This is a genomic window from Curtobacterium sp. DN_7.5 (assembly GCF_022655355.1).
Classification (GTDB): Bacteria; Actinomycetota; Actinomycetes; order Actinomycetales; family Microbacteriaceae; genus Curtobacterium; species Curtobacterium luteum.
This window is the reverse complement of record NZ_CP093378.1, coordinates 708,945-729,227: the sequence shown is the minus strand read 5'-3', so window position 1 is coordinate 729,227 and position 20,283 is coordinate 708,945. Positions and strand designations below refer to the sequence as shown.

Here is a 20,283-nt window from a genome sequence, read left to right as displayed (position 1 = left end):
GTGGCGACGGACGTGGTCGACGCGGGGCGCGCCTCCTGGCCGTCCGTCGCCGCCTCGCCGTCGGTCGCCTCCGTCGTCGGGCCGAGGGCGCTCACCCCTTCACCGCCCCGGTGAGGCCGCCGACGATGCGCTTCTGGAAGACCGCGAAGAACGCCAGCGCCGGGATCATCGACAGCGAGGTGAACGCGAGCACGCGTGCCGTGTCGACCGAGTACTGCGAGGCGAACGCCTGGACGCCGAGCGGGAGCGTGTAGGTGGACGCGTCGTTGAGGATGAACAGCGGCAGGAGGTAGCTGTTCCAGCTGCCGATGAACGCGAGGATGCCGACCGTCACGACGCCGGGCAGCGACAGCGGGACGACCATGCGGAAGAAGAACCCCAGACGGCTGGCCCCGTCGATCGCGGCCGCCTCCTCGAGCTCGTCCGGGATCGCACGGAGGAACGGCACGAGGATGATGACCGTCGTCGGCAGCGCGAAGGCGATCTGCGGCAGGATGACGCCGGCGAGGTTGTTCGTGAGGCCGAGGTCCTTCACGAGGATGTAGAGCGGCGTGATCGCGACGGTGATCGGGAACATGAGGCCGGCGGCGAACAGGGAGTACAGCGCGCCGCTCCCGCGGAACCGGTAGCGGGCGAGGACGAAGCTCACCATGAGCCCGAGCACGACGACGCCGACCGTGGTGGTGACACCGGCGATCACGGAGTTGCCGAGCTGCTGCCAGAACACGCCGCTCGTCAGCACGGTGACGTAGTTGCCGATCTGCCACGGGTTCGGCAGGCCGGCGGGGCTCGCCGTGATCTGCGAGTTGGTGCGGAACCCGCCGAGCACGATGTACGCGACCGGACCGACGCACACCGCGATGAACAGCAGCGCGATGAAGTACGTGCCGAGGTTGCGCTCACGCCGGACGGGACCGGTGTCCCGCTGACGGCGCCTCGGCGCGACGAGGGAGGCGGTGGCGGTCATCGGTCGCCCTTCCCGGTGAGGGCGCCGGCGGTGTCGCGACGCAGGACGAACCGCTGGTAGACGAGGGCGACGACCAGCGAGATGAGGAAGATGACCACGGCGACGGCGTTGCCGTACCCGTAGTTGCCGGACAGTCGGCCGTTCGCGACCATGTAGGTCGCCATCGTCGAGGTGCCGGCGGTGGAGGCGATGTACTGCCCCCAGATGATGTAGACGAGGTCGAACAGCTGGAGCGACCCGATGATCGACAGGAACGCCCAGATGCGCAGGGTCGGGCCGAGCAGCGGCAGCGTGATGCGGCGCTGGATCTGCCAGTAGCTCGCACCGTCGAGCTGGGCGGCCTCGAACAGCTCCTCGGGGATGCTCTGCAGGCCGGCGAGGAAGAGGATCACCGCGAAGCCGATGTACTTCCACGAGATGATCCCGAGCAGGGTCCAGAGCGCGATGTCGGGGTTCGACAGCCAGTCGTTCCGCAGGGCACCGAGGCCGATGGACTGCAGCAGGTCGTTCACCGCACCGCTCGACTGGAGCATCAGGCTCCACCCGGTGCCGACGATCACCTCGGAGATCACGTAGGGCAGGAAGATCAGGACCCGGATGAGTCCGCGACCCCGGATGCGCTGGTTGAGCAGCAGCGCGAGGACGATCGCGATCGGGCCCTGCACGACGAGCGACCCGAGGACGATGAAGAGGTTGTGCCAGAGGACACCACGGAAGTCCGGGTCGGTGAAGATGACCGTGTAGTTCTGCAGGCCGACGAAGTCGACCGGGGCGCCGTAGCCCTGCCACTTGTAGAAGCCGTAGTAGGCGGCGAGCACGACTGGCAGGATGACGAACCCGACGAACATGATGACCGCGGGGCCCGCGAGGACGGCGATCTCGACCCGGGTTCGGACGTCGGTGCCCTTGCGGGCCCGGCGGGTCGGGGCCGACGGCGAACCGTCGGCCCCACCCGTGCGACGCCCCGTCCCGGACCGCGCCTCGTTCGAGCGCGGTGCGACGGAGGTGGTCATGTGTCAGCCCTTCGCTGCGGCCTGGTTGACGGTCGACACGATGTCCGAGACGGACCCCTTGCCGGCGAGCAGGTTGACGACGCTGGTGTTGAGCGCGTTGCCGACGTTCTGGCCGTACACGGTGTCCAGGTAGTTGGAGACGAACGGCGCCTTGTTGTACGCCTCGAGGACGCTCTTCAGGTAGGGCTCCGTGACGACCGTCTGCGCCGACTTGTTCGCGGGGATGGCGTTGAACGCCTTGTAGTAGGCCTCCTGCACCGGCTTCTCGGTCATGTAGTTGAGGAAGTCGGTGCACGCCTTCTTCGGGGCCTTCGCGGAGCAGGAGAAGCCGTCGACCGCGCCCATCATCGACCCGGTCTCGCCCTTGCCGCCGGAGACCTCCGGGAACGGGAAGAAGCCGAGGTCGGACAGCGGCTTGCCGTCCGGGGTGAGGGAGGAGATCACGCCCGGGTCCCAGGCGCCCATGAGCTCCATGGCGGCCTTGTGGTTCGCCACGAGGCCCGCCGAGCTCCCGGCGCCCTGCTGGGCCGCGGTGGTGAGGTACCCGTCGTTGAACGGCTCGGTGTCGAAGAACGCCTTCGTGTCCTCGCCCGCCTGCTTCCAGCACGCGTTCGTGAACTTCAGGTCCTGGGCGGTCTTCGTCAACACGCTCGAGGGGCACGCGCGCAGCGCGAAGTTGTAGTACCAGTGCGCGGCGGGCCAGGCGTCCTTCGCACCGACGGCCACCGGCTGGATGTCCGCGTCCTTGAGCTTCTGGATGTCCGCGTTCAGTTCGTCGATCGTGGTCGGCGTGCCGTCGATGCCGGCCTTCTCGAAGAGGTCCTTGCTGTACCAGATGCCCTCGGGGTTGACGTCGACGGGCATCGCCCAGGTCTTGCCGTCCTGCTCGTAGCCCGCGAACGACCCGTCGCTGATCTGCGACTTCGCGGTCGAACCGATGGAGTCGGAGATGTCGAGCAGCTGGCCGGCGTTGACCATGGCGGCCATCTTGCCGCCACCGCGCTGGAGGAACACGTCCGGAGCGGAGCCCGAGTTCAGCGCGGTCTGCAGCTTCCCGTCGAGGTCCTCGTTCTGGATCGCCTGGATCTTGATGGTGACGTTCGGGTTCTCGGCCTCGAAGTCCTTGACGGTCTTCTCCCAGAACGCCTTCCCCGGTCCGGTCGTTGAGTTGTGCCAGAAGGTCATCGTGACCTTCCCGCCGTCGCTCGAGGCGTCGCTGTTCGCCGAACACCCGGCGGCGGTGAGTGCTGTGGCCCCGATCAGCGCGATGGCTGCCGCGGCTCGGATCTTCCTCGTCATCGTGGAACTCCTGAAGTGTCGTCGTTGACTCGCAGCGACATCGACTGCCGCTGCGGAGAGCGTGCCAGGGCACGAGACGGCTTGTCAATCGTTATCGATAACGTTTTCTTTACCGATCGGCGGCCGCAGCGGCGGTACGGTGTGCAGATGGACACGGCGATCGGCGCGCGTCCCGGCGCCGGCCGGGTCACCATCGCGGACGTCGCGCGTGCCGCGGGGGTCTCGATCCCGACCGTGTCGAAGGTCATCAACCAGCGCGACGGTGTCGCCCAGGGCACGATCCTCCGCGTGCAGGAGGTCGTCGAGCAGCTCGGCTACGAGACCTCCCTCGTGGCGCGGAGCCTCCGGAGTTCACGCACCGGGGTCGTCGGCATCCTCGTGACCGAGTTCGAGCCGTTCTCGACCGAGCTGCTGCGCGGGGTGTCGGGCGCCACGACGGGCACCGGGTACGAACTCCTCGCCTACGCCGGGCTCGTGACCGGTGCCGAGCAGAAGGGCTGGGAGCGCCGCTCGCTCTCACGCCTCTCCGGGACGCTCATCGACGGTGCGATCGTCGTGACGCCGAGCACCGCGCTGTCCGCCTCGTCGATCCCGGTCGTCGCCATCGACCCGCACACCGGACCCGAGGGCCACGCCACGGTCGACTCGGACAACGAGGGCGGTGCGGTCCAGGCCGTCGAGCACCTCGTGGCGCTCGGGCACACCCGGATCGCGCACCTCCGTGGCCGACCCGACCTGGCGTCCGCGCAGCTCCGCGAGGCGGGCTACCGGCGGGCCCTCGTGGCGGCGGGCCTCGACGTCGACGAGTCCCTCGTGCAGGACGGCGGCTACCAGGAGGACCGGTCGGCCGAGGTCGCGCTCGCGCTGCTGTCCGGGCCGGACCGGCCGACCGCGGTCTTCGCCGCGAACGACTCCTCGGCCGTGGGTGTCCTGCGGTCGGCTGCCGCCCTCGGGCTCCGGGTGCCCGAGGACCTGTCGGTGGTCGGGTTCGACGACGTCCCGCAGGCGGCCACGACCACCCCGCCGCTGACGACGGTCGCGCAGCCGCTCGTCGAGCTCGGGTCGCACGCGGTCGAGATGCTGCTCGCGATGCTGCGCGGGGACCAGACCTCCGACCACGTGCGGCTGCCGACCACACTGCGGGTGCGCCAGAGCACCGGGCCGGTGCCGACGCCCGACCGCTGACGCGCCGGTGCCGCCGGGTCAGCGGCGCCCGCGCCGGAGCGTCTCGGACGGCAGCTCGCCGAACGCGTCGGCGTAGTACCCCGCGAAGCGGCCGAGGTGCGCGAACCCCCACGCCCCGGCGATCGTCGCGACCGTCGTGACGCCGGGGTCCGCCGCGACGAGCTGTGCGCGGACCCGGTGCAGCCGGACCTCCCGGAGGAAGGCCATCGGACTGGTGCCGGCGTGCCGCTGGAAGGTCGCCTGCAGGCTCCGCGCGTTGATGCCGGTGGCGCGACTGACGTCCGTGCTCGTGATCGGCCGGTGTGCGTTCTGGACCATCCACTCCTGGGCGAAGCGCATCGTCGCGGGGCCCTCGTGGAGGACGACGTCGGCGGCCGGGACCGCGTCGTAGGCATCGACCACGGCCTCGGCGACGAGCATGTTCAGCGCGGCCCGCCGTTCGCGGGAGGTGTCGGGACGCAGGAGCTCGGGGGCGACCGAGCGGATGACGGCCCGGAGCCGGTCCGTGCCCTCGGCGTCCGCCCGGGTCGCGAAGCGCAGCGGTCCGGGCACGGCCGATCGCTGCGCCGCCGCCACCGACTCGAGGAACGCCGCGGCGAACCGCACCGTGTGCAGCGTCGTGGGCGCTCCGTCGAACGCGATGTCCCGGCCGGACGGCCACATCACCGGCACGCCCGGGTCCATCACGATGGGGTCGCGGCCGGCGGCGTCGACCGCGAGGCCGGGCCGCGTCGTCCAGGCCAGCACGTACGTCGGCGACTGCCCGATCGTCCCCCACCGGGGTGCGTCGACGGAGGAGGTGCCCGCGACGACCTCGTCGTCCCCGACCGCCCGGAAGCGCCACGAGAAGCGCCCGTCCGCGGCGCGGCCGACGCTGATGTCCCGGCTCGAGTAGACACCCTCGTAGAACGCGACCGCCTCGTCGATGTCGAGTCCGTGGCGATCGACGTGGATCAGGGGTTCAGCATCCGTCGTCATGCAGCGCTCATTCTGTCGACCTCTCCGGGGACCCCGCTGGTACTGCGCACTGTGGACATTCACGGGGTCGAGGAGTTGGCTCGTCGGCGTGAAGTACGTGGTGTACGGGGACAACAAGGTGATGACCGGCGATGCGATCGCGGACGCGGTGCTCGCGTACGCGGCGGCCCTCGGGGAGAACGGGACGACCGACATCGTCGAGATCCCGACCGCGGACGACACCGGCACCGCGGTCAACGCGGAGCTGCTCCTCGGACCGGCGTCGCAGGTCATGGTCGAGACCGCTCCGGACGACGAGCTCGAGCCGGAGGACGACGACCTCGTGGGCGAGCTGGTGCGGCGGACCGCGGCGGTGGGCGGGGCCCGCTTCGTGGACGCCGCGTCCTCGCACTCCGAGGAGCCCGAGGCCAAACGCCTCCGCACGGACCCGCCGCAGCGCTGACCACGCCTCGCCGCAGCGCTGACCGCGCCTCGCCGCGTCAGACGCCGAGGTGTGCTGCCAGCACGTCCTCCGCGGTGGTCCAGCGCGCGGGCGCGTAGCGCTCCCCGCCGAGGTTCCGCAGCTGCCCTTCGCCGCTGAACATGGACACGAAGTACTGCATGCCCTGCCAGGCGGGGAACGGCTCGTCGTCGTCGCGGGACAGCCGCCGGCCGACGCGGGCCATCGCCGACAGGGTGCCGGTCGTGCCGGCGAAGAGCACCCGGTGGCGCACGCCCGTCAGCCGCGAGAGCGTGTCCGCGAGGCTCCGCGAGGTGACGCGGTCCCCCGCGACCTCGACCACGCGGGGCGCCTCCGGGTCCAGCGCGACCCGGGCGACCACGTGGGCGACGTCGTCCTTCGTCGTGAAGTCGAGCGTCTGGTCCGCGCTCGACCAGGCGAGCACCAGCCGTCGGTCGAACTGCACCAGCGGCGCCTGCCCGGTCAGCATGTCGGTGAACGCACCGTTGAGCACCGACGTCGCCCGCACCGGTGCCGCGTCGAGCACCGCGGCGAACTCACGGCGGAGCTCGAAGTTGCGGTTCGTCCCCGGCGTCACGGAGCGGTAGTCGGCCGAGTAGTCGGAGGGGACGAACCGCGGGACGCCGGCCTCGACGGCGGCGGCGAGCAGTGCACGCTGCGCGTCGACGATCACGGACCGGGTGCCACTGAGGGCGGACACGACCACGTCGGCCCCGCGGAGCGCGTCGACGAGCGCTGCGTGGTCGTCGTACCGGCCGGTCACGACGTCGACACGACCGTCCTCGTGTAGTCGCTCGGCGGCAGCACCGCCCCGGGAGAGCACCCGGACCCGGACGTCGAGGTCGAGGTCGAGCAGGGCGCGGACGATCCGTCCACCGAGGTCGCCCGAGGCGCCGGCGACGAGCACGGTGGTGGTCATGCACCCCAGGCTACGGACCGGGCTCCCACACCGCTCAGCGCCGCAGGGTCTGCTTCGGGTACTCGCCGAACCGCTCCGCGTACGACGCGGAGAACCGTCCGAGGTGCGCGAACCCCCAGCGTCGCGCGACGTCGCCGACGGCCCCGGCCTGCGGGTCGAGTGCGAGCAGCTCCTCGTGCACGCGGTCGAGTCGGACCTGACGCAGGTAGGTCAGCGGCGACACGTCGAAGACCCGCCGGAAGGACTCCTGCACGGAACGGACGCTCAGCCCCGCCACCGCGGACAGGTCCGTCACGGTGACCTCCTCGGCGGCGTGGGCGTGGATGTGCTCGACGGCGGCCCGCAACCGGGCGTTCTTCGGCGAGGACAGCACCGCCGGCAGCCGGTCGGAGTGCGGTGGGAACATCTCGAGGAACACCCGCGCGGCCGACTCCTTCGCGGTCCGCCAGGCGTCGCTGTCCGGACCGGCGACGCGGAGGGCACGGGTCAGCCCGGTGATCGCGACGCGCCACGAGCGGATCGCGTCCGGCACCGGTGCGGCGAGGTGGTCGAAGCGGAGCAATCGGTCGCCGAGGTCGAGGTGCTCCGCCGCGACGTGCTCGACGAACGCCCGGTCGAAGTGCACGAGGCGCTGGTCGTAGTCCGCCGCGGCGAAGGTGTAGGACCGGTCGGTCGGGTAGAGCACAGGGACGTCCGGTCGCATCTCGAGGGCTTCACCGGTCAGGTCGAGCTCGGTCGTCCCCTCGGTCAGCCACCCGACGACGTACTCCTCGGCGGGCACCATCGGGCCGCGGATGGCCCCCGTCAGCTGGGAGCGCCGGACCGTGACCTCGGAGTCGCCGACGGCCGTGTAGCGGTAGGAGAACCCGTGCTCGCCTGCCCGGGCGACCCACTCCTCGGCGCCGTAGACACCGCCGAGGTCGCGCACGGCGGCCGCCGGTTCCGTCCCGGCCAGCTCGAAACGGACGGGCGCGACGGGCTGGTCGTCGAGGAACGCCTCGCTCATCGGGAGACCGCCGTCCGGGGGTCTGTCCCGCTTGCGCACCGGCGCGCGTTATCCGGATACGGTGGTCGGGTGAGCGCAACGTACAGTTGCTCGGAGTCGATCCGCAGTGAGGTGGTCAACGCATGAGCGACCTCGACCTGATCGGCGCGCTCACCCGGCTGGAGGGCTCGGTCGCCGCCCTCCGGAGCCGCCTGCGTGAGCGTCTGGAGGTGTCTCCGGGAGACCTCACGGTGATCCAGTTCGTCGCACGGGCGGAGACGGCCGACCGGACGGTGCGCGTGAAGGACCTCGCGGGCCACCTCGGACTGACGGGCCCGGCGGTCACCGGCGTGGTCGATCGCCTGGAACGCGCAGGACACCTGTGCCGGGTCCCCAACCCGGACGACGGCCGGAGCCGCCACATCGAACTCACCCCGGCCACCCGACAGGCGTACGCCGCTGCGATGGACGGCACGAACCAGCACCTGCACGACTTGGTGGCCTCCTTCTCGGATCGGGAGCGGGCTCGGTTCGTGCGGATCGTCGACCGCATCGTCGCGGCGATCGACCTCGGATCCCCGGGCGCCTGACGGCAGAGTACGGGCGTCTGGACCAACTCCCAGGCCGTTTGTCCAGCAAGCGCAACAAGGTAACTTTGCTATCTACTTGCCCGGTCATGCCCCCGGCGTGACCCGTACCGTCGGACGCGGTCGGGGCAAGCGCTCCGACGCCGACGATCGGGGAGGCACCCATGGGCGCGTACGAGACCGAACCCGGCATCGAGCCGGTGCGCATCGAGACGATCCGCGGCATGCGGCGTCGGTGGAAGCACGGCGAACTGCGCGAAGTACCGGCGACGCCGGACGACTTCTTCCGCGACACCGCACGCGACGCGCGCCGTCGCTGACGGCACCACACGACGGACGGGAGGCACGGGTCGGGTCCGATCCGCGCCTCCCGTCCGTCGTGTGTCGGCCGACCGTGGGACGTGACGGCGCGCCGCGCGCCGGGCCCGCCGCGTGACCGGCCGCGTCAGCGTGCGGGTGCGGCCGCCGTCGACTCCGCGGTCCGGAGCGTGCACGGCAGCAGGAAGTGCGGCAGGTCCGCGGAGGTCCCGTCGAGCTGCTCGATGAGGGCGTCCGCCGCACGCGTGCCGAGCTCCCGGCCGGGCGCGAGCATGGTGGACAGCCGCGGGTAGTGCTGGTCGGCGTTCGCCGCCGAGGACGCGATGCTCAGGACGGAGACGTCCTCTGGCACCCGGCGACCGGCGTCGAACAGCCCGACGAGGAGCCCGCCGGCGGAGTCGTCCTTCATCACGAGCACCGCCGAGAGCTCCGGGTCCGCCGTCAGCAGTGCCTCGGCCGCACCACGACCGCCCTCGCTGCCGGCCCCCGCGTACACGACGGTCCCCGCGAGCCCCCGCTCGGCGACGAGCTCCCGGAAGGTCGACTCGGCGCGGAGGTGCGGGGCGTAGCCGGCCATCGGCGTCCCCTCGATGTCCTCGAGCACGAGACCGAACCGCCGGTGCCCGAGTGCGGTGAGGTGGTCGACGCTGTCGACGATCGTGGTCTCGAAGTCGATGTCGACGAACGGCAGGCCGGCGCTGTCCCGGGTGCGGCCGATCAGGGTGAAGGGCACCTCGAGGTCGGTGAGGACGGCCACCCGCGGGTCGTCCATCCGCACCTCCATGAGGATGACGCCGTCGACGAGCCCGCCGGACACGAGGTCGTCGAGGTCGTCGCCCGCGGGGTCGACCGGCCAGAGCACGAGGTGGTACCCGCGCTCGGACGCCCGCTGGGCCGCGCTCATGAAGAACTCCGACGTCGTCGGGCTGAAGCGGTTGCCCGTGGTCGGGAAGAGCAGGGCGATGATCCTGGTCCGACGGCTCGCCAGGGCACGGGCCACCACGTTGCCCCGGAACTTCAGCTCGCGCATGGCGGCCTTCACGCGGTCGGTCGTCGCGGGCGTGACGTACTTCGTCCCGTTCACGACGAAGGACACGGTGGCGATCGAGACGCCGGCGCGGTCGGCGACCTGCTGCATCGTGGCCACGACGCCCCCTCTCGTTCAGGACCCGCTCAGCATAAGCCCACGTCGAGAAAAAAGCGCTTTACGAGTGAAGCGCTTATCTGTTAGCGTCTCGCCCCAAGGAACGCAGGGACGACGACGTCAGCGAGTCGTGGTCGTGCGCCGAAGTCCATGACTCCACCAAGAGAAGAGCTGTGCAATGAAGCAGAAGTTCCCCTCGTCGCCCCGCCGGCTCCGCGCCGTGCTCGGCGCGGTCGCGGTCCTCGCGACGGTCCCCCTCGTGCTCACCGGCTGCTCCGGCTCCGGTTCCGCCTCGTCCGGCGGGAGCAAGGCCCTCACGATCGAGGACTACTACGACGCGAGCTACAACCCGGTCTACAAGCAGTGCGCGAAGGAGGTCGGCGCGACCGTCACCATCAACCACGTCGCCGGCGCCGGCCTGATCTCGAAGGTGCTGCAGCAGGCGTCGTCGAAGACCCTCCCCGACGTCCTCATGCTCGACAACCCCGACGTGCAGCAGATCGCGTCGTCGGGTGCGCTGTCGGACCTCAGCGCGTACGGGCTCAGCGCCTCCGGTGACGTCCCCGGCGTGAAGGCGGCGAGCACGTACAAGGGCAAGCTCTACGGCGTCCAGTCGAACACGAACTCGATCGCGCTCTACTACAACAAGAAGCTGCTCTCCGAGGCCGGCGTCCAGCCGCCGAAGACCTGGGACGAGCTGAAGGCCGCCGCGAAGAAGCTCACCAAGGGCTCGACCTACGGCTTCGCGATGAGCAACATCAACACCTACGAGGGCACGTGGCAGTTCCTGCCGTTCTTCTGGTCGAACGGCGGCAACGAGAAGGACATCGCGACCTCGCAGGCGACGCAGGCCCTGCAGCTCGTCGAGGACCTGCAGAACGACGGCTCGATGTCGAAGAGCTCGATCAACTGGGCCCAGGCCGACGTCAACAACCAGTTCCTCGCCGGCAAGGCGGCGATGATGATCAACGGTCCGTGGCAGCTGCCGGCCCTGAACGCCAAGAAGGGGCTCGAGTTCGACAGCGTCCCGATCCCGACGCGCACGGGTGAGGCGACGGTCGCGCCGCTCGGTGGCGAGGCGTTCACCGTCCCGCAGACCGGTGACAAGGCGAAGATGCAGCTCGCCGGCAAGTTCGTGGGCTGCCTCCACTCGGTGAAGGGGCAGGAAGCCCTCGCGAAGCTCAGCGGCAACGTGCCGACCAACCTCGAGGCCGGCGCCGCCTGGGCGGAGGACCACCCCCAGGTCGCCTCGTTCGTCACCACCGTCAAGACCGCCCGTGCCCGCACCGGCGAGCTCGGACCCGACTGGCCCAAGGCCGCGACGAAGATCTACACCGCCGTCCAGCTCGCCCTCACCGGCAAGGCCAGCCCCGAGGCAGCGCTCCAGCAGGCGCAGTCCCAGAACCAGTAGTGCACGAGGGAGCCGGCCGGACCGGTCGGCTCCCTCCCACCACTGAACAGGAGAGGAACCCGCATGAGCGCCTCGACGCAGGCACCCGCACGCACACCGTCCCGCTCGGCGACGCGGTCCACCGTCGCCCCGCCCGTCCGACCCGGCCAGCGCCGCGCGCGCATCCGGACCGGCATCACCCGCTGGTTGTTCGTCATCCCGGCGGCGATCTTCGTCGCGGTGTTCTTCGGCTACCCCGTCGTCAAGAACATCCTGATGTCGTTCCAGGACTACACGACCGCCACGTTCTTCACCGGCGAGGCACCGTGGGTCGGGTTCGCGAACTACGTCCAGGTCTTCACGAGCGCGGTCTTCACGACCAGCGTCGTGAACACCGCCCTCTTCACGGCGGGGTCGATCGTCCTGCAGTTCGTGATCGGCCTCGGGCTCGCGCTGTTCTTCCGACGGCACTTCCCGCTGTCCGGCTTCCTCCGCGGCCTGCTGCTCCTGCCGTGGCTGCTGCCCCTCATCGCCTCGAGCGCGGTGTGGAAGTGGCTCCTCGACCAGGACAGCGGCGCGCTCAACCAGCTCCTCGGGCTGGTGGGCATCGCACCGGTGCCGTGGCTGGTCAGCCCGAGCCTCGCGCTCATCGCCGTGATCGGCGTGAACGTCTGGCTCGGAATCCCGTTCAACACGACGATCCTCTACAGCGGTCTGCAGTCCGTGCCGCCGGAGCTCTACGAGGCCGGAGCGCTCGACGGCGCCACCGGGTTCAAGGCGTTCTGGTACATCACCTGGCCGAGCATCCGGAGCGTCGTGAGCGTGGTGATCGTCCTCGGCGTCGTCTACACGCTGAAGGTCGTGGACATCATCCTCGGCCTGACCGGTGGTGGTCCGGCGAACTCGACCCAGACGCTCGCCACGAACGCGTACCACCAGTCCTTCATCAACTTCCAGTTCGGCATCGGAGCCGCGGTGAGCAACGTCCTCATCGTCGTCTCGTTCGTCTTCGCGATGGTCTACATCGCGATCTCCAGGAAGGCGGTCGACGAATGAGCGTCGGTCTCGCGAGCAGCACCGTCACCGCGACCCGGGCGGTCACCACGGCCCGGACGGCGAGGTCCCGCCGGCCCCACGGCGTGAAGGGCATCCCCTTCACGATCCTCGGCATCGTGTTCCTGGCGATCATGGTGTTCCCCGTTTACTGGATGGTGAACACGAGCCTCCAGGCGACCTCCGGCGCGGCGACCGCGACCTGGTTCCCGTTCTCGCCGACGTTCGCCGGCTACCAGGCCGCGTTCGCCCAGCAGGGGCAGAACTTCGTGTCGAGCATGATCATCGGCCTCGGCACGGTGGTCCTCACGCTCGCCGTCGCGACGCCGGCCGCCTACGGGCTCGCCCGGTTCCGGATGCGCGGCACCCGGCCGCTGCTGCTCGTGCTGCTCATCACGCAGATGATCCCGGCGATCGTCATCGCGAACGCGCTCTACACGCTCTTCAACAACATCGGGCTGTTGAACAGCTACCTCGGGCTCATCCTCGCCGACAGCGCGGTGCAGGTGCCCTTCGCGATCCTGCTCATGCGGGCGTTCATGGAGTCGATCCCGCCGAGCCTCGTCGAGGCCGCGCTGGTCGACGGCGCGAACGACTTCCGCGCCTTCGTGTCGATCGTGCTGCCGATCAGCCGCAACGCGATCGTCACGGCCGCGCTGTTCACCTTCCTCGGGGCCTGGGGCGACTTCCTCATCGCGCTGACCCTGACCTCGACGCCGGCGGTGCGCCCGATCACGCTCGGCATCTACAACTACATCGGCGCGAACGTCACCGACTGGGGGCCCGTCATGGCCACCTCGGTCCTGGCCTCGCTCCCCGCCGCCGTGCTGCTCATCGTCGCGCAGCGGTACATCTCCGCGGGAGCGCTCGGTGGCGCCGTCAAGTGACGGCCTGCACGAGACCCCCGATCCCAGCCCAGAAAGGCACACCATGACCTCCACCCCCCTGCGCATCACCGTCTGGGGCGAGAACGTCCACGAGCAGGTCGAGCAGCACGTCGCCGAGCGCTACCCCGACGGCATGCACGGCGCGATCGCGGACGGCATCCGCGAGCACCTGCCGGACGCCGTCGTCCGCACCGCGACCATGCAGGAGCCCGAGCACGGTCTCACCGACGAGGTCCTCGCGGAGACCGACGTCCTCACCTGGTGGGGTCACGCCGCGCACGCCGACGTCGACGACGCCGTGGTCGACCGCGTCCACAAGCACGTCCTGGCCGGCATGGGCCTCGTGGTCCTGCACTCGGGCCACTGGTCGAAGATCTTCGGCAAGCTCATGGGCACGACCTGCACGCTCCGGTGGCGCAGCGAGCACGACCAGGAGCTCGTCTGGACCGTGAACCCGCAGCACCCGATCACCCGCGGCGTCCCGAACCCGATCGTCATCCCCGAGCAGGAGATGTACGGCGAGTACTTCGACGTGCCGACGCCCGACGAGCTGATCTTCATCTCCGGGTTCACCGGCGGCGAGGTCTTCCGCAGCGGCATGACCTACCGCCGCGGCTTCGGGAAGATCTTCTACTTCTCGCCGGGCGACCAGGACTTCCCCGTGTACCACCACCCGGACGTCCGCCGCGTCATCGCGAACGGCGCCAAGTGGGCCCGACCGGAGCGGGAGCGCGAACTCCCCACCCTCCGCCGCTACGACCTCGGCGAGTACTTCGACGGCCAGCACTACCGTGGCCCGTTCGACGACGCTCCGGTCGACGAGGAGGTGTCGGCGTGACCGCCCCCTTGCGGGTCGTCCAGGTCGGCGCCGGCGGGATGGGCCGGGCCTGGCTCGCGACCGTCGCCGCGGACCCGGACGTCGAGCTCGTCGGTGTCGTCGACCTCGACCTCGACGCCGCGCGCGCCGGGGCCGAGCTCGCCGGCGACCCGACGATCCCGGTCGACCGCGACCTCACCGCGCTCATCGCCGAGACGGGTGCGGAGGCGGTGCTGGACATCACCGTCCCGGTGGCCCACCACCCGGTGACGCTCGAAGCGCTCCGTGCCGGGCTGCCCGTCCTCGGCGAGAAGCCCGCGGCGCAGACGGTCGCGGAGGCCCTGGCGCTCGCTGCAGCCGCCGAGGCCACCGGCAAGCTCTTCATGGTGTCGCAGTCACGGCGCTACAACGACCAGCTCGTGGCGTTCCGGCAGCACGTGCGCGGCCTCGGAGCGATCGGCGGCCTCGACACGAGGTTCGCGAAGGCGCCGCACTTCGGGGGCTTCCGCGAGGAGATGGACGACGTGCTCCTGCTGGACATGGCGATCCACGCGTTCGACTCCGCCCGCTACGTGCTCGAGCGCGACCCGGTCTCGGTCTACTGCGAATCGTGGAACCCGTCGTGGTCCTGGTACCGCGGGGACGCCGCCGCCGCGGCCGTCTTCACCTTCGAGGACGACGTCCGGTACGTGTACGACGGCTCGTGGTGCGCGCCCGGCGCCGAGACGTCCTGGAACGGCGACTGGCGGGCCTCCGGGGCTGCGGGGACGGCGCTGTGGGACGGCGACCACGACCCGTGGAGCGACCTCGACGGCACCCCGGGTTCGCCGGACCCGGCGCCGAGCGTCGGCACCGACATCGCGGGCTCGCTCGCGTCCTTCGTGCGGGCGGTGCGGACCGGCGAGGTGCCGGACGGCGAGGTCCACGGCAACGTCATGAGCCTGACGATGGTGGACGCCGCGATCGCCTCGGCTCGGTCCGGGCGGCGCATCGTGATCGACGAGGTGCTCGAGCAGGCCCACGCGACCGCGATCGAGCACGAGCACGACCCCGCGATCCGCGAGCGGCTCACCGCGTGGGGGTCCGTCCGGAGCGCGTTGGCGACGGGCTCACCGGACACCGCCGCCCTCGGCTGACGCGACCGGGGCACGAACGGGAGGCCCGTGGCGGATCCGCCACGGGCCTCCCGTTCGTCTGTCCGTGCCTTGGCACGGTGCACGAGTCTCGCGGTCAGCGACGTGTCTCGTGCTCCGGAGCGCGAGCACCGTCGCTCACCGCGAGTCTCGCAGCGGCGACCGCGAGTCTCGCGGCGGCGGCCGCGAGACTCGGGCGCGCGTCAGCGACGCTCAGCGCGGGATGACCGAGAACAGGAACTTCCTCCGCACCATGTACCAGGCCAGCAGGATGAGCGCCGTGTGCGCAGCGAAGCCGATCCACCCGTTGAACCAGTCGACGCCGGGGATCGACGCGATGGCGAGCGCGAAGAAGACCTGCCACACGAACACGTAGAGGCTCGCCTGCCCGAGCGGGATCCACAGCCAGCCGATGGCCGCTGCGATCGGCTTCCAGAACACGGTGAGGATCGCGTAGGACACGACGGCGAAGAACGCGATGTCGACCAGTCGCCCCCACTGCAGGTCCACACGCTGGTACGCGGTGTTGTAGAGCTGGTCGTACATCGTCGCGGGGAACGGCGCGGGCGTGAACCCGAAGTGGTTGCCCGCCCACACGTACACGAGGAACAGCGCGTAGCCGACCATCCCGACCCCGACGAGCACCTTCCCGAGCCGCCCGGTCAGCGCGCCGACGATCTGCCGCCGGTACACGCCGAGGACGAGGCCGTGGGTGAACACGACCTGCCAGGTGAGCAGGGGGAAGACCGCCTCGAACTGCGAGTTCAGCGGACGGAACTCCGGGTTGAGCGCCTGGTAGACGTACAGCGCCCAGCTGACGATGAGGAGCGCCCACCAGAACCCACGCCGGATCACCCACATGAACAGCGGGATGAACAGGCTCAGCACCACGAACAGGCCCATGATGTTGAACGGCCACGGGCCCATCTCGAGCAGCAGGAACTGCCGGATCGCGAACCACGGCGGCGGGTAGGCCAGCAGCTGCATCGCGTTCGGGTAGAGGTCGTACACGCGGCCCTCCGCCCCGACCCCGCCGGTGCCGGTCCCCCGGTCGGTGAAGGTCGTGATGGCGTCGGTGTTCAGGAACGGCACGAAGCTCAGCGCGAAGACCACGAGGATCACCGCGAGGGTCACGAGGTACTGCTTCCGGGCGCGCTTCCACGCGCCGACCGCCGCGGCCCATTCGCCGAACTTCTTGATGGCGAACGGGTACGTCATGCCGAGGACCATGCCGGAGAGGAACACGAACATCTCGGCACCGGTGATCGCGCCGACCGCGTGCAGCGTGATGTACGAGTACGGTCCGCCGATCTCGATGTGGGTGATCACCACGGCGAGGATGATGAAGCCGCGGAACAGGTCGAGCCGGAGGTCGCGTCCGGGCTTGCCGTCGTCCGGGTAGCGCCAGCTCGGGACGAGCCGACCGAACAGGCCGCTGAGGAGGAACACCGCGGCCAGACCCACCGCCAACCAGACGATCCACGCCATCTGGTCGCCGCCGGTGTCGTACTGCTGGTTCGTCGCCGCGGCGCCGTCCTGCGGCGTCACGCGCTCGGTGACGGGGCCGAAGACGAAGTCGCCCGCGCGTTCGAGGTCCGTCCGGAAGGAACCCGCGATGCCGGGGACCGCGGTGTCGCGCCAGTCGGCGACCCGGTTGCCGGCCTCGGGCTCACGGCGGTTCGTCTCGAGGAAGGTGACGCCCTCGACGAGCGGTTTGTCGTCGAGCGCGGCGATGACCTGCCGCCACCAGCCCTGCTTCACGGTGAGCTCGGCGTCGCCGCGGAGCGAGTGGTCGAACAGCGCGCCCGTGTCGAGGAGCATCGGCAGGTCACGGTCCTTCGCGAACCGGTCGTAGAACGTGCCGGCGGCGACGGGCTGCTGGTAGCCCCAGGTCTCGTCGAACCGGGCCTGCACCTCACCGGCTTCCGGGGCGTCGTTCCGGGTGAGCGGGACGTCGCGGCCGGCGGCCTGCGTGGCCTTGCCCTTGCCGAACGAGAACATCGACAGCCCGACCCAGTCGACGCTCGCGGCGCCGGGCCAGTACGGCTCGTACGGGTCGTCCGCCGCGGTGAGCTCGCCGTCGCCGTTCGTGTCGACGGCCTGCACGTCCGTCGCGGACAGGTCACGGAGACGGCCGGCGGACTCGCCGAACGGGTACCCCGCACCGTACGACGGAGCCCACACCATCGCGGCGTCTGACGAGCCGTCGTGCACCTGGGTCGCCAGGGCACGGAAGGTGCGGACGTAGTCCGTTGGTTGCTGCCCCCACGACACCCACGTGCCGTTCATCTGCGGTGCGTAGCGGAGCAGCACCTTCGTGCCGTACTGGGCGCGGACCTGCTCGAGCAGCCGGTTCGCCTTCCGGGCATCGGCCGTGGTCAGGGTCGACAGCTCCTGGTCGGGCTCGAGGCTCACCACGAGCACGGCGCCCTGTGCCGCCGCCGCCCGGGTGGAGCGGAGGAGCTCGCGCTCGGCTGTGCGACCGATCGGGTAGTCGATCTCGACGCCGTACATCGACGGCACGGCGCCGAGCCGGCCCGCGTACCCGTCCGGTGCGTCGTCGCCCCAGTCGAGGTCGGGTCCGAACCAGCGCTCGCCGGAGGCCGGTCCGGCCGGGGTGTCCTCCGCGGCGGTGGTCGCCGAGGCGGGCAGCGCGCCGCCGAGGACCAGCGTGGCGACGACGACGAGGAGTGCGAGGACGCGCCTCACCGTTCGCACACCAGGGTCCACACGTTGCGGCCGTTCTCGTGACGGTGCTCGAGCCGGTCGAGCGCGGCGATCGCCAGCGCCAGACCGCGGCCACTCTCCTCGTGCACGTCGGCCATCGTGACCGCGCCGAGGTCGACGTCGGCCGGGCGGCCGTTGTCCGTCAGCACGGCGGTGAGTTCCTGGCCGGTGGCGTCGAGGTCGACCGTGTAGCGCCTGCCGGCTTCGCGGTCGGTCCGCCGGGTGTGCTCGACGATGTTCGCGGCGATCTCCGCGAGCGCCGTCTCGAGCTTGAAGCGGAGGGCGGGGTCGTCGATCCCGAGGCCGTCCCACCACCGGGCGAAGTGGTCCTGGACGACGTCGAGCGACTCGACCGTCGCCTCGACCTCGAACGACGACGTGCTCACAGGGGACCTCCCACGGTGCTCGACTCGTGCGCGACGGGCGGGGTGAAGACCGGCGCCCGGTAGAGCACGGCCCGGATGACGATGCTGAAGATGAACAGGTCGAAGACGACCCAGGCGGTGTTCACGAGCGGTGCGATGCCGTCGGCCTGTCCGGTGGCGTACCGGATGGCGATCATCACGAGGGCGGCCACGAGGGCACCCATCGCGAACAGCTGCGGCTTGACGAGGTCCCACCGCGGCTTCTGGTCGGACTCGTCGCGGACCTTCGGAGTGACCCGGAAGCCGAGCGGCTTGCCGCGGAACACGTTCTCGAACGCGCTCGTCACCGACTCGATCCACACCGGGAAGAGCGCCAGCGAGTACTGCTGGCCGCGCCACGTCGGCCGGCCGGCGGCCACGACCCAGAAGAGCAGCTGGTTGAGCACGAGGAACGGGATGAGCCGGGCGAAGAAGTCGACGCTGTACGCCTGGACCGGCACCACTCCGAACGACAGGCAGAGCACCGGGGCCGCGATGTAGACGATCGCCGCGAAGCCGGAGAGGTAGCTCCACATCGTCGAGAAGTACATGAGCCGCTGCCCCCACGACAGGCCCTTCTGCACGAGCGGGTTCTCGCGGAAGAACACCTGCATCGTGCCCTGTGCCCAGCGGAGGCGCTGCACGAGCATCGTCGGGAGGTCGTCCGGGGCGAGCCCGGTGGCGAGGATCTCGTCGTGGTACGCCGACTTCCACCCCAGGCCGTGCAGTCGCATCGCGGTGGCCATGTCCTCGGTGACCGAGATCGTCGCGAGGGGCATGATCGGCTGCGCCTCGTCGTCGCGGTTCACGTCGAGGGCACGGGCGAGCACCGCGATCGACTCGATGGCGGCGACCGGCGAGGCGTCACGCCGCCCGAGCACGTCGAGCGCGGCGTCGTCGAGTCCGGCGAACGTGTCCGGCTCGTCGGACATCGCCGCGAGCTCCTGCAGGTCGTTCCGGACGGACTCGAGGTCGGCCGCGGCGAACCGGAACGAGATCGTGTCGATCCCGCGCTGGAACGCGTAGGTCACGTCCCCGAGGGGCTCGCCGCTCGCCACCTGGTCGCGGGCGCGGTCGACCACCGCCTCCGCCTCGGCGAGCGCCTCGAGCACGCGGGGGTCCGTCTCGGTCTCGCGGGCGCGGGCGAGGAGCTGCCGTGAGGTCTTGATCGTTCGCTGCACGGACGCCTCGACTTCGCGCACGTACCGGGTGACGCCGAGCTGCATGAGCGCCTCGCGCCGGAGGATCGCGTTCGACCCGCAGAAGAACGCGGCGTTCCAGCCGTCCTTCGACTGCTGGATCGGGCCGTAGAACAGGGGCGCCTGACTGCCGAGGAGGTCCTCCTTCGGCACGTTCTCGAACCACTGCGGCGTCTGCACGAGCGCCATCCGGTCGTCCTTGAAGTACCCGAGCGTCCGGTCGAGGATCGCCGGGTCCGGCACCTGGTCGGCGTCGAGGATGAGCAGGAACTCCCCCTGCGTCGCGAGCAGTGCGTTGTTGAGGTTCCCGGCCTTGGCGTGCCGCGGACGGTCCACCCAGTCGGCGCCGCGGGTGATGATGCCGATGCCGAGCGACTGGGCCGCCTCGCGCATCTCCGGACGGTTGCCGTCGTCGAGGATCCACGTGGAGTGCGGGTGCCGGATGGCCTTCGCGGCGCGGGCGGTGCGGAGGACGAGGTCGACCGGCTCGTTGTACGTGGTGATGAAGACGTCGACGGTGACGTGGTCCCCGGGCGGCGTCGGCGGCTCGCCGCGCTCACGGAGCCGCCACGCCCCGAACGCGAAGAGCAGCGAGTCGATGACGCTGTAGGTCTCGGCGAGGATGAGCGGCACGGCGATCCACCACGAGTGCCAGTTCACCGAGGCCGCCCACCGCCAGACGATGTAGTTCACGCCCGCGAGGGACGCGAGCAGGGCGACGGTGCGGACGGCGATCATCCGTCGACGCGGCGTCCCGGTGGCGAGTCGCCGCCGGTCCTGCCGGCTGGCGTCGAGCGCGCTCATCCACGTCCTTCCCT

General features: G+C 70.5%; 19 protein-coding genes. 9 read left to right on the top strand and 10 right to left on the bottom strand.

The window, feature by feature from the left end; genetic code table 11:
• Positions 1–91: 91 nt before the first annotated feature.
• From MON03_RS03505 to MON03_RS03495, 3 genes are read right to left on the bottom strand one after another with little or no spacing between them, the layout of a single operon-like run.
• Positions 92–967, bottom strand: coding sequence for a carbohydrate ABC transporter permease (locus MON03_RS03505; protein ID WP_242090555.1), 876 nt, complete (start codon positions 965–967; stop codon positions 92–94).
• The gene (locus MON03_RS03500) at positions 964–1,980 is read right to left on the bottom strand and encodes a carbohydrate ABC transporter permease (RefSeq protein WP_242090554.1); all 1,017 of its coding nucleotides are present in this window, start codon (positions 1,978–1,980) and stop codon (positions 964–966) included. The genes MON03_RS03505 and MON03_RS03500 overlap by 4 nt, the downstream gene beginning before the upstream one ends.
• A 3-nt stretch (positions 1,981–1,983) precedes the next feature.
• On the bottom strand, positions 1,984–3,279 hold the full coding sequence (locus MON03_RS03495) for an ABC transporter substrate-binding protein (protein WP_242090553.1): 1,296 nt from the start codon (positions 3,277–3,279) through the stop codon (positions 1,984–1,986).
• A 147-nt stretch (positions 3,280–3,426) separates the two neighbouring features.
• Here MON03_RS03495 and MON03_RS03490 point away from each other — a divergent pair, with 147 nt between their 5' ends.
• Complete coding sequence (locus MON03_RS03490) at positions 3,427–4,464, top strand: LacI family DNA-binding transcriptional regulator (RefSeq protein WP_175327678.1); 1,038 nt, start codon at positions 3,427–3,429, stop codon at positions 4,462–4,464.
• Between the two features lie 18 nt (positions 4,465–4,482).
• Here MON03_RS03490 and MON03_RS03485 read toward each other — a convergent pair whose 3' ends face one another.
• Positions 4,483–5,442, bottom strand: coding sequence for a helix-turn-helix domain-containing protein (locus tag MON03_RS03485; RefSeq protein ID WP_175327677.1), 960 nt, complete (start codon positions 5,440–5,442; stop codon positions 4,483–4,485).
• Between the two features lie 88 nt (positions 5,443–5,530).
• Between MON03_RS03485 and MON03_RS03480 the strand changes: the two genes are divergently transcribed.
• A complete protein-coding gene (locus MON03_RS03480; RefSeq protein WP_022903062.1) occupies positions 5,531–5,884 on the top strand; it encodes a hypothetical protein in 354 nt (117 codons plus the stop codon).
• 37 nt (positions 5,885–5,921) lie between these two features.
• Here the strand turns inward: MON03_RS03480 and MON03_RS03475 are convergent, their stop codons facing one another.
• The gene (locus MON03_RS03475; RefSeq protein ID WP_022903061.1) at positions 5,922–6,821 is read right to left on the bottom strand and encodes an NmrA family NAD(P)-binding protein; all 900 of its coding nucleotides are present in this window, start codon (positions 6,819–6,821) and stop codon (positions 5,922–5,924) included.
• Positions 6,822–6,855: 34 nt separating this feature from the next.
• Positions 6,856–7,827, bottom strand: a complete 972-nt coding sequence (locus tag MON03_RS03470) for an AraC family transcriptional regulator (protein ID WP_242090552.1) — start codon at positions 7,825–7,827, stop codon at positions 6,856–6,858.
• Between the two features lie 122 nt (positions 7,828–7,949).
• Here MON03_RS03470 and MON03_RS03465 point away from each other — a divergent pair, with 122 nt between their 5' ends.
• Entirely contained in the window at positions 7,950–8,396 is a 447-nt protein-coding gene (locus tag MON03_RS03465) for a MarR family winged helix-turn-helix transcriptional regulator (protein ID WP_022903060.1), read from the top strand.
• Positions 8,397–8,557: 161 nt separating this feature from the next.
• Positions 8,558–8,713, top strand: coding sequence for a hypothetical protein (locus MON03_RS03460; RefSeq protein WP_175327674.1), 156 nt, complete (start codon positions 8,558–8,560; stop codon positions 8,711–8,713).
• 125 nt (positions 8,714–8,838) lie between these two features.
• Here MON03_RS03460 and MON03_RS03455 read toward each other — a convergent pair whose 3' ends face one another.
• Positions 8,839–9,849, bottom strand: a complete 1,011-nt coding sequence (locus MON03_RS03455; RefSeq protein ID WP_175327696.1) for a LacI family DNA-binding transcriptional regulator — start codon at positions 9,847–9,849, stop codon at positions 8,839–8,841.
• A 184-nt stretch (positions 9,850–10,033) separates the two neighbouring features.
• Between MON03_RS03455 and MON03_RS03450 the strand changes: the two genes are divergently transcribed.
• The 5 genes from MON03_RS03450 to MON03_RS03430 all read left to right on the top strand — a co-directional run bounded on the left by MON03_RS03450 (position 10,034) and on the right by MON03_RS03430 (position 15,138).
• On the top strand, positions 10,034–11,266 hold the full coding sequence (locus MON03_RS03450) for a sugar ABC transporter substrate-binding protein (RefSeq protein WP_175327673.1): 1,233 nt from the start codon (positions 10,034–10,036) through the stop codon (positions 11,264–11,266).
• A 63-nt stretch (positions 11,267–11,329) separates the two neighbouring features.
• A complete protein-coding gene (locus tag MON03_RS03445) occupies positions 11,330–12,301 on the top strand; it encodes a carbohydrate ABC transporter permease (RefSeq protein ID WP_229727932.1) in 972 nt (323 codons plus the stop codon).
• Complete coding sequence (locus tag MON03_RS03440; RefSeq protein ID WP_242090551.1) at positions 12,298–13,185, top strand: carbohydrate ABC transporter permease; 888 nt, start codon at positions 12,298–12,300, stop codon at positions 13,183–13,185. The genes MON03_RS03445 and MON03_RS03440 overlap by 4 nt, the downstream gene beginning before the upstream one ends.
• Positions 13,186–13,228: 43 nt before the next feature.
• Positions 13,229–14,023 (top strand): ThuA domain-containing protein, encoded by a 795-nt coding sequence (locus MON03_RS03435; protein WP_242090550.1) that lies wholly within the window; start codon positions 13,229–13,231, stop codon positions 14,021–14,023.
• Positions 14,020–15,138 carry a Gfo/Idh/MocA family protein gene (locus MON03_RS03430; protein ID WP_277927272.1) on the top strand — a complete coding sequence of 373 codons (1,119 nt, stop codon included), beginning with the start codon at positions 14,020–14,022 and terminating at the stop codon, positions 15,136–15,138. Before MON03_RS03435 ends, MON03_RS03430 begins: the two co-directional genes overlap by 4 nt.
• Before the next feature lie 210 nt (positions 15,139–15,348).
• Here the strand turns inward: MON03_RS03430 and opgC are convergent, their stop codons facing one another.
• The 3 genes from opgC to MON03_RS03415 are packed head-to-tail and all read right to left on the bottom strand — an operon-like array spanning position 15,349 to position 20,269.
• Positions 15,349–17,844, bottom strand: coding sequence for an OpgC domain-containing protein (gene opgC / locus MON03_RS03425; protein ID WP_242090548.1), 2,496 nt, complete (start codon positions 17,842–17,844; stop codon positions 15,349–15,351).
• Positions 17,841–18,248 carry an ATP-binding protein gene (locus MON03_RS03420; RefSeq protein ID WP_242090546.1) on the bottom strand — a complete coding sequence of 136 codons (408 nt, stop codon included), beginning with the start codon at positions 18,246–18,248 and terminating at the stop codon, positions 17,841–17,843. The genes opgC and MON03_RS03420 overlap by 4 nt, the downstream gene beginning before the upstream one ends.
• Positions 18,245–20,269 carry a glycosyltransferase gene (locus MON03_RS03415; RefSeq protein WP_444880182.1) on the bottom strand — a complete coding sequence of 675 codons (2,025 nt, stop codon included), beginning with the start codon at positions 20,267–20,269 and terminating at the stop codon, positions 18,245–18,247. Before MON03_RS03415 ends, MON03_RS03420 begins: the two co-directional genes overlap by 4 nt.
• Between the last annotated feature and the right edge of the window lie 14 nt (positions 20,270–20,283).

Excerpts from the sequence above, each read along its gene's own strand:
- MON03_RS03485 (WP_175327677.1), bottom strand. The coding sequence starts at position 5,442 with ATGACGACGGATGCTGAACCCCTGATCCACGTCGATCGCCACGGACTC.
- MON03_RS03505 (WP_242090555.1), bottom strand. The coding sequence starts at position 967 with ATGACCGCCACCGCCTCCCTCGTCGCGCCGAGGCGCCGTCAGCGGGAC.
- MON03_RS03450 (WP_175327673.1), top strand. The coding sequence starts at position 10,034 with ATGAAGCAGAAGTTCCCCTCGTCGCCCCGCCGGCTCCGCGCCGTGCTC.
- MON03_RS03445 (WP_229727932.1), top strand. The coding sequence starts at position 11,330 with ATGAGCGCCTCGACGCAGGCACCCGCACGCACACCGTCCCGCTCGGCG.
- MON03_RS03455 (WP_175327696.1), bottom strand. The coding sequence starts at position 9,849 with ATGCAGCAGGTCGCCGACCGCGCCGGCGTCTCGATCGCCACCGTGTCC.
- MON03_RS03495 (WP_242090553.1), bottom strand. The coding sequence starts at position 3,279 with ATGACGAGGAAGATCCGAGCCGCGGCAGCCATCGCGCTGATCGGGGCC.
- MON03_RS03465 (WP_022903060.1), top strand. The coding sequence starts at position 7,950 with ATGAGCGACCTCGACCTGATCGGCGCGCTCACCCGGCTGGAGGGCTCG.
- MON03_RS03435 (WP_242090550.1), top strand. The coding sequence starts at position 13,229 with ATGACCTCCACCCCCCTGCGCATCACCGTCTGGGGCGAGAACGTCCAC.
- MON03_RS03460 (WP_175327674.1), top strand. The coding sequence starts at position 8,558 with ATGGGCGCGTACGAGACCGAACCCGGCATCGAGCCGGTGCGCATCGAG.
- MON03_RS03490 (WP_175327678.1), top strand. The coding sequence starts at position 3,427 with ATGGACACGGCGATCGGCGCGCGTCCCGGCGCCGGCCGGGTCACCATC.
- MON03_RS03500 (WP_242090554.1), bottom strand. The coding sequence starts at position 1,980 with ATGACCACCTCCGTCGCACCGCGCTCGAACGAGGCGCGGTCCGGGACG.
- MON03_RS03415 (WP_444880182.1), bottom strand. The coding sequence starts at position 20,269 with ATGAGCGCGCTCGACGCCAGCCGGCAGGACCGGCGGCGACTCGCCACC.
- MON03_RS03440 (WP_242090551.1), top strand. The coding sequence starts at position 12,298 with ATGAGCGTCGGTCTCGCGAGCAGCACCGTCACCGCGACCCGGGCGGTC.
- MON03_RS03470 (WP_242090552.1), bottom strand. The coding sequence starts at position 7,827 with ATGAGCGAGGCGTTCCTCGACGACCAGCCCGTCGCGCCCGTCCGTTTC.
- MON03_RS03475 (WP_022903061.1), bottom strand. The coding sequence starts at position 6,821 with ATGACCACCACCGTGCTCGTCGCCGGCGCCTCGGGCGACCTCGGTGGA.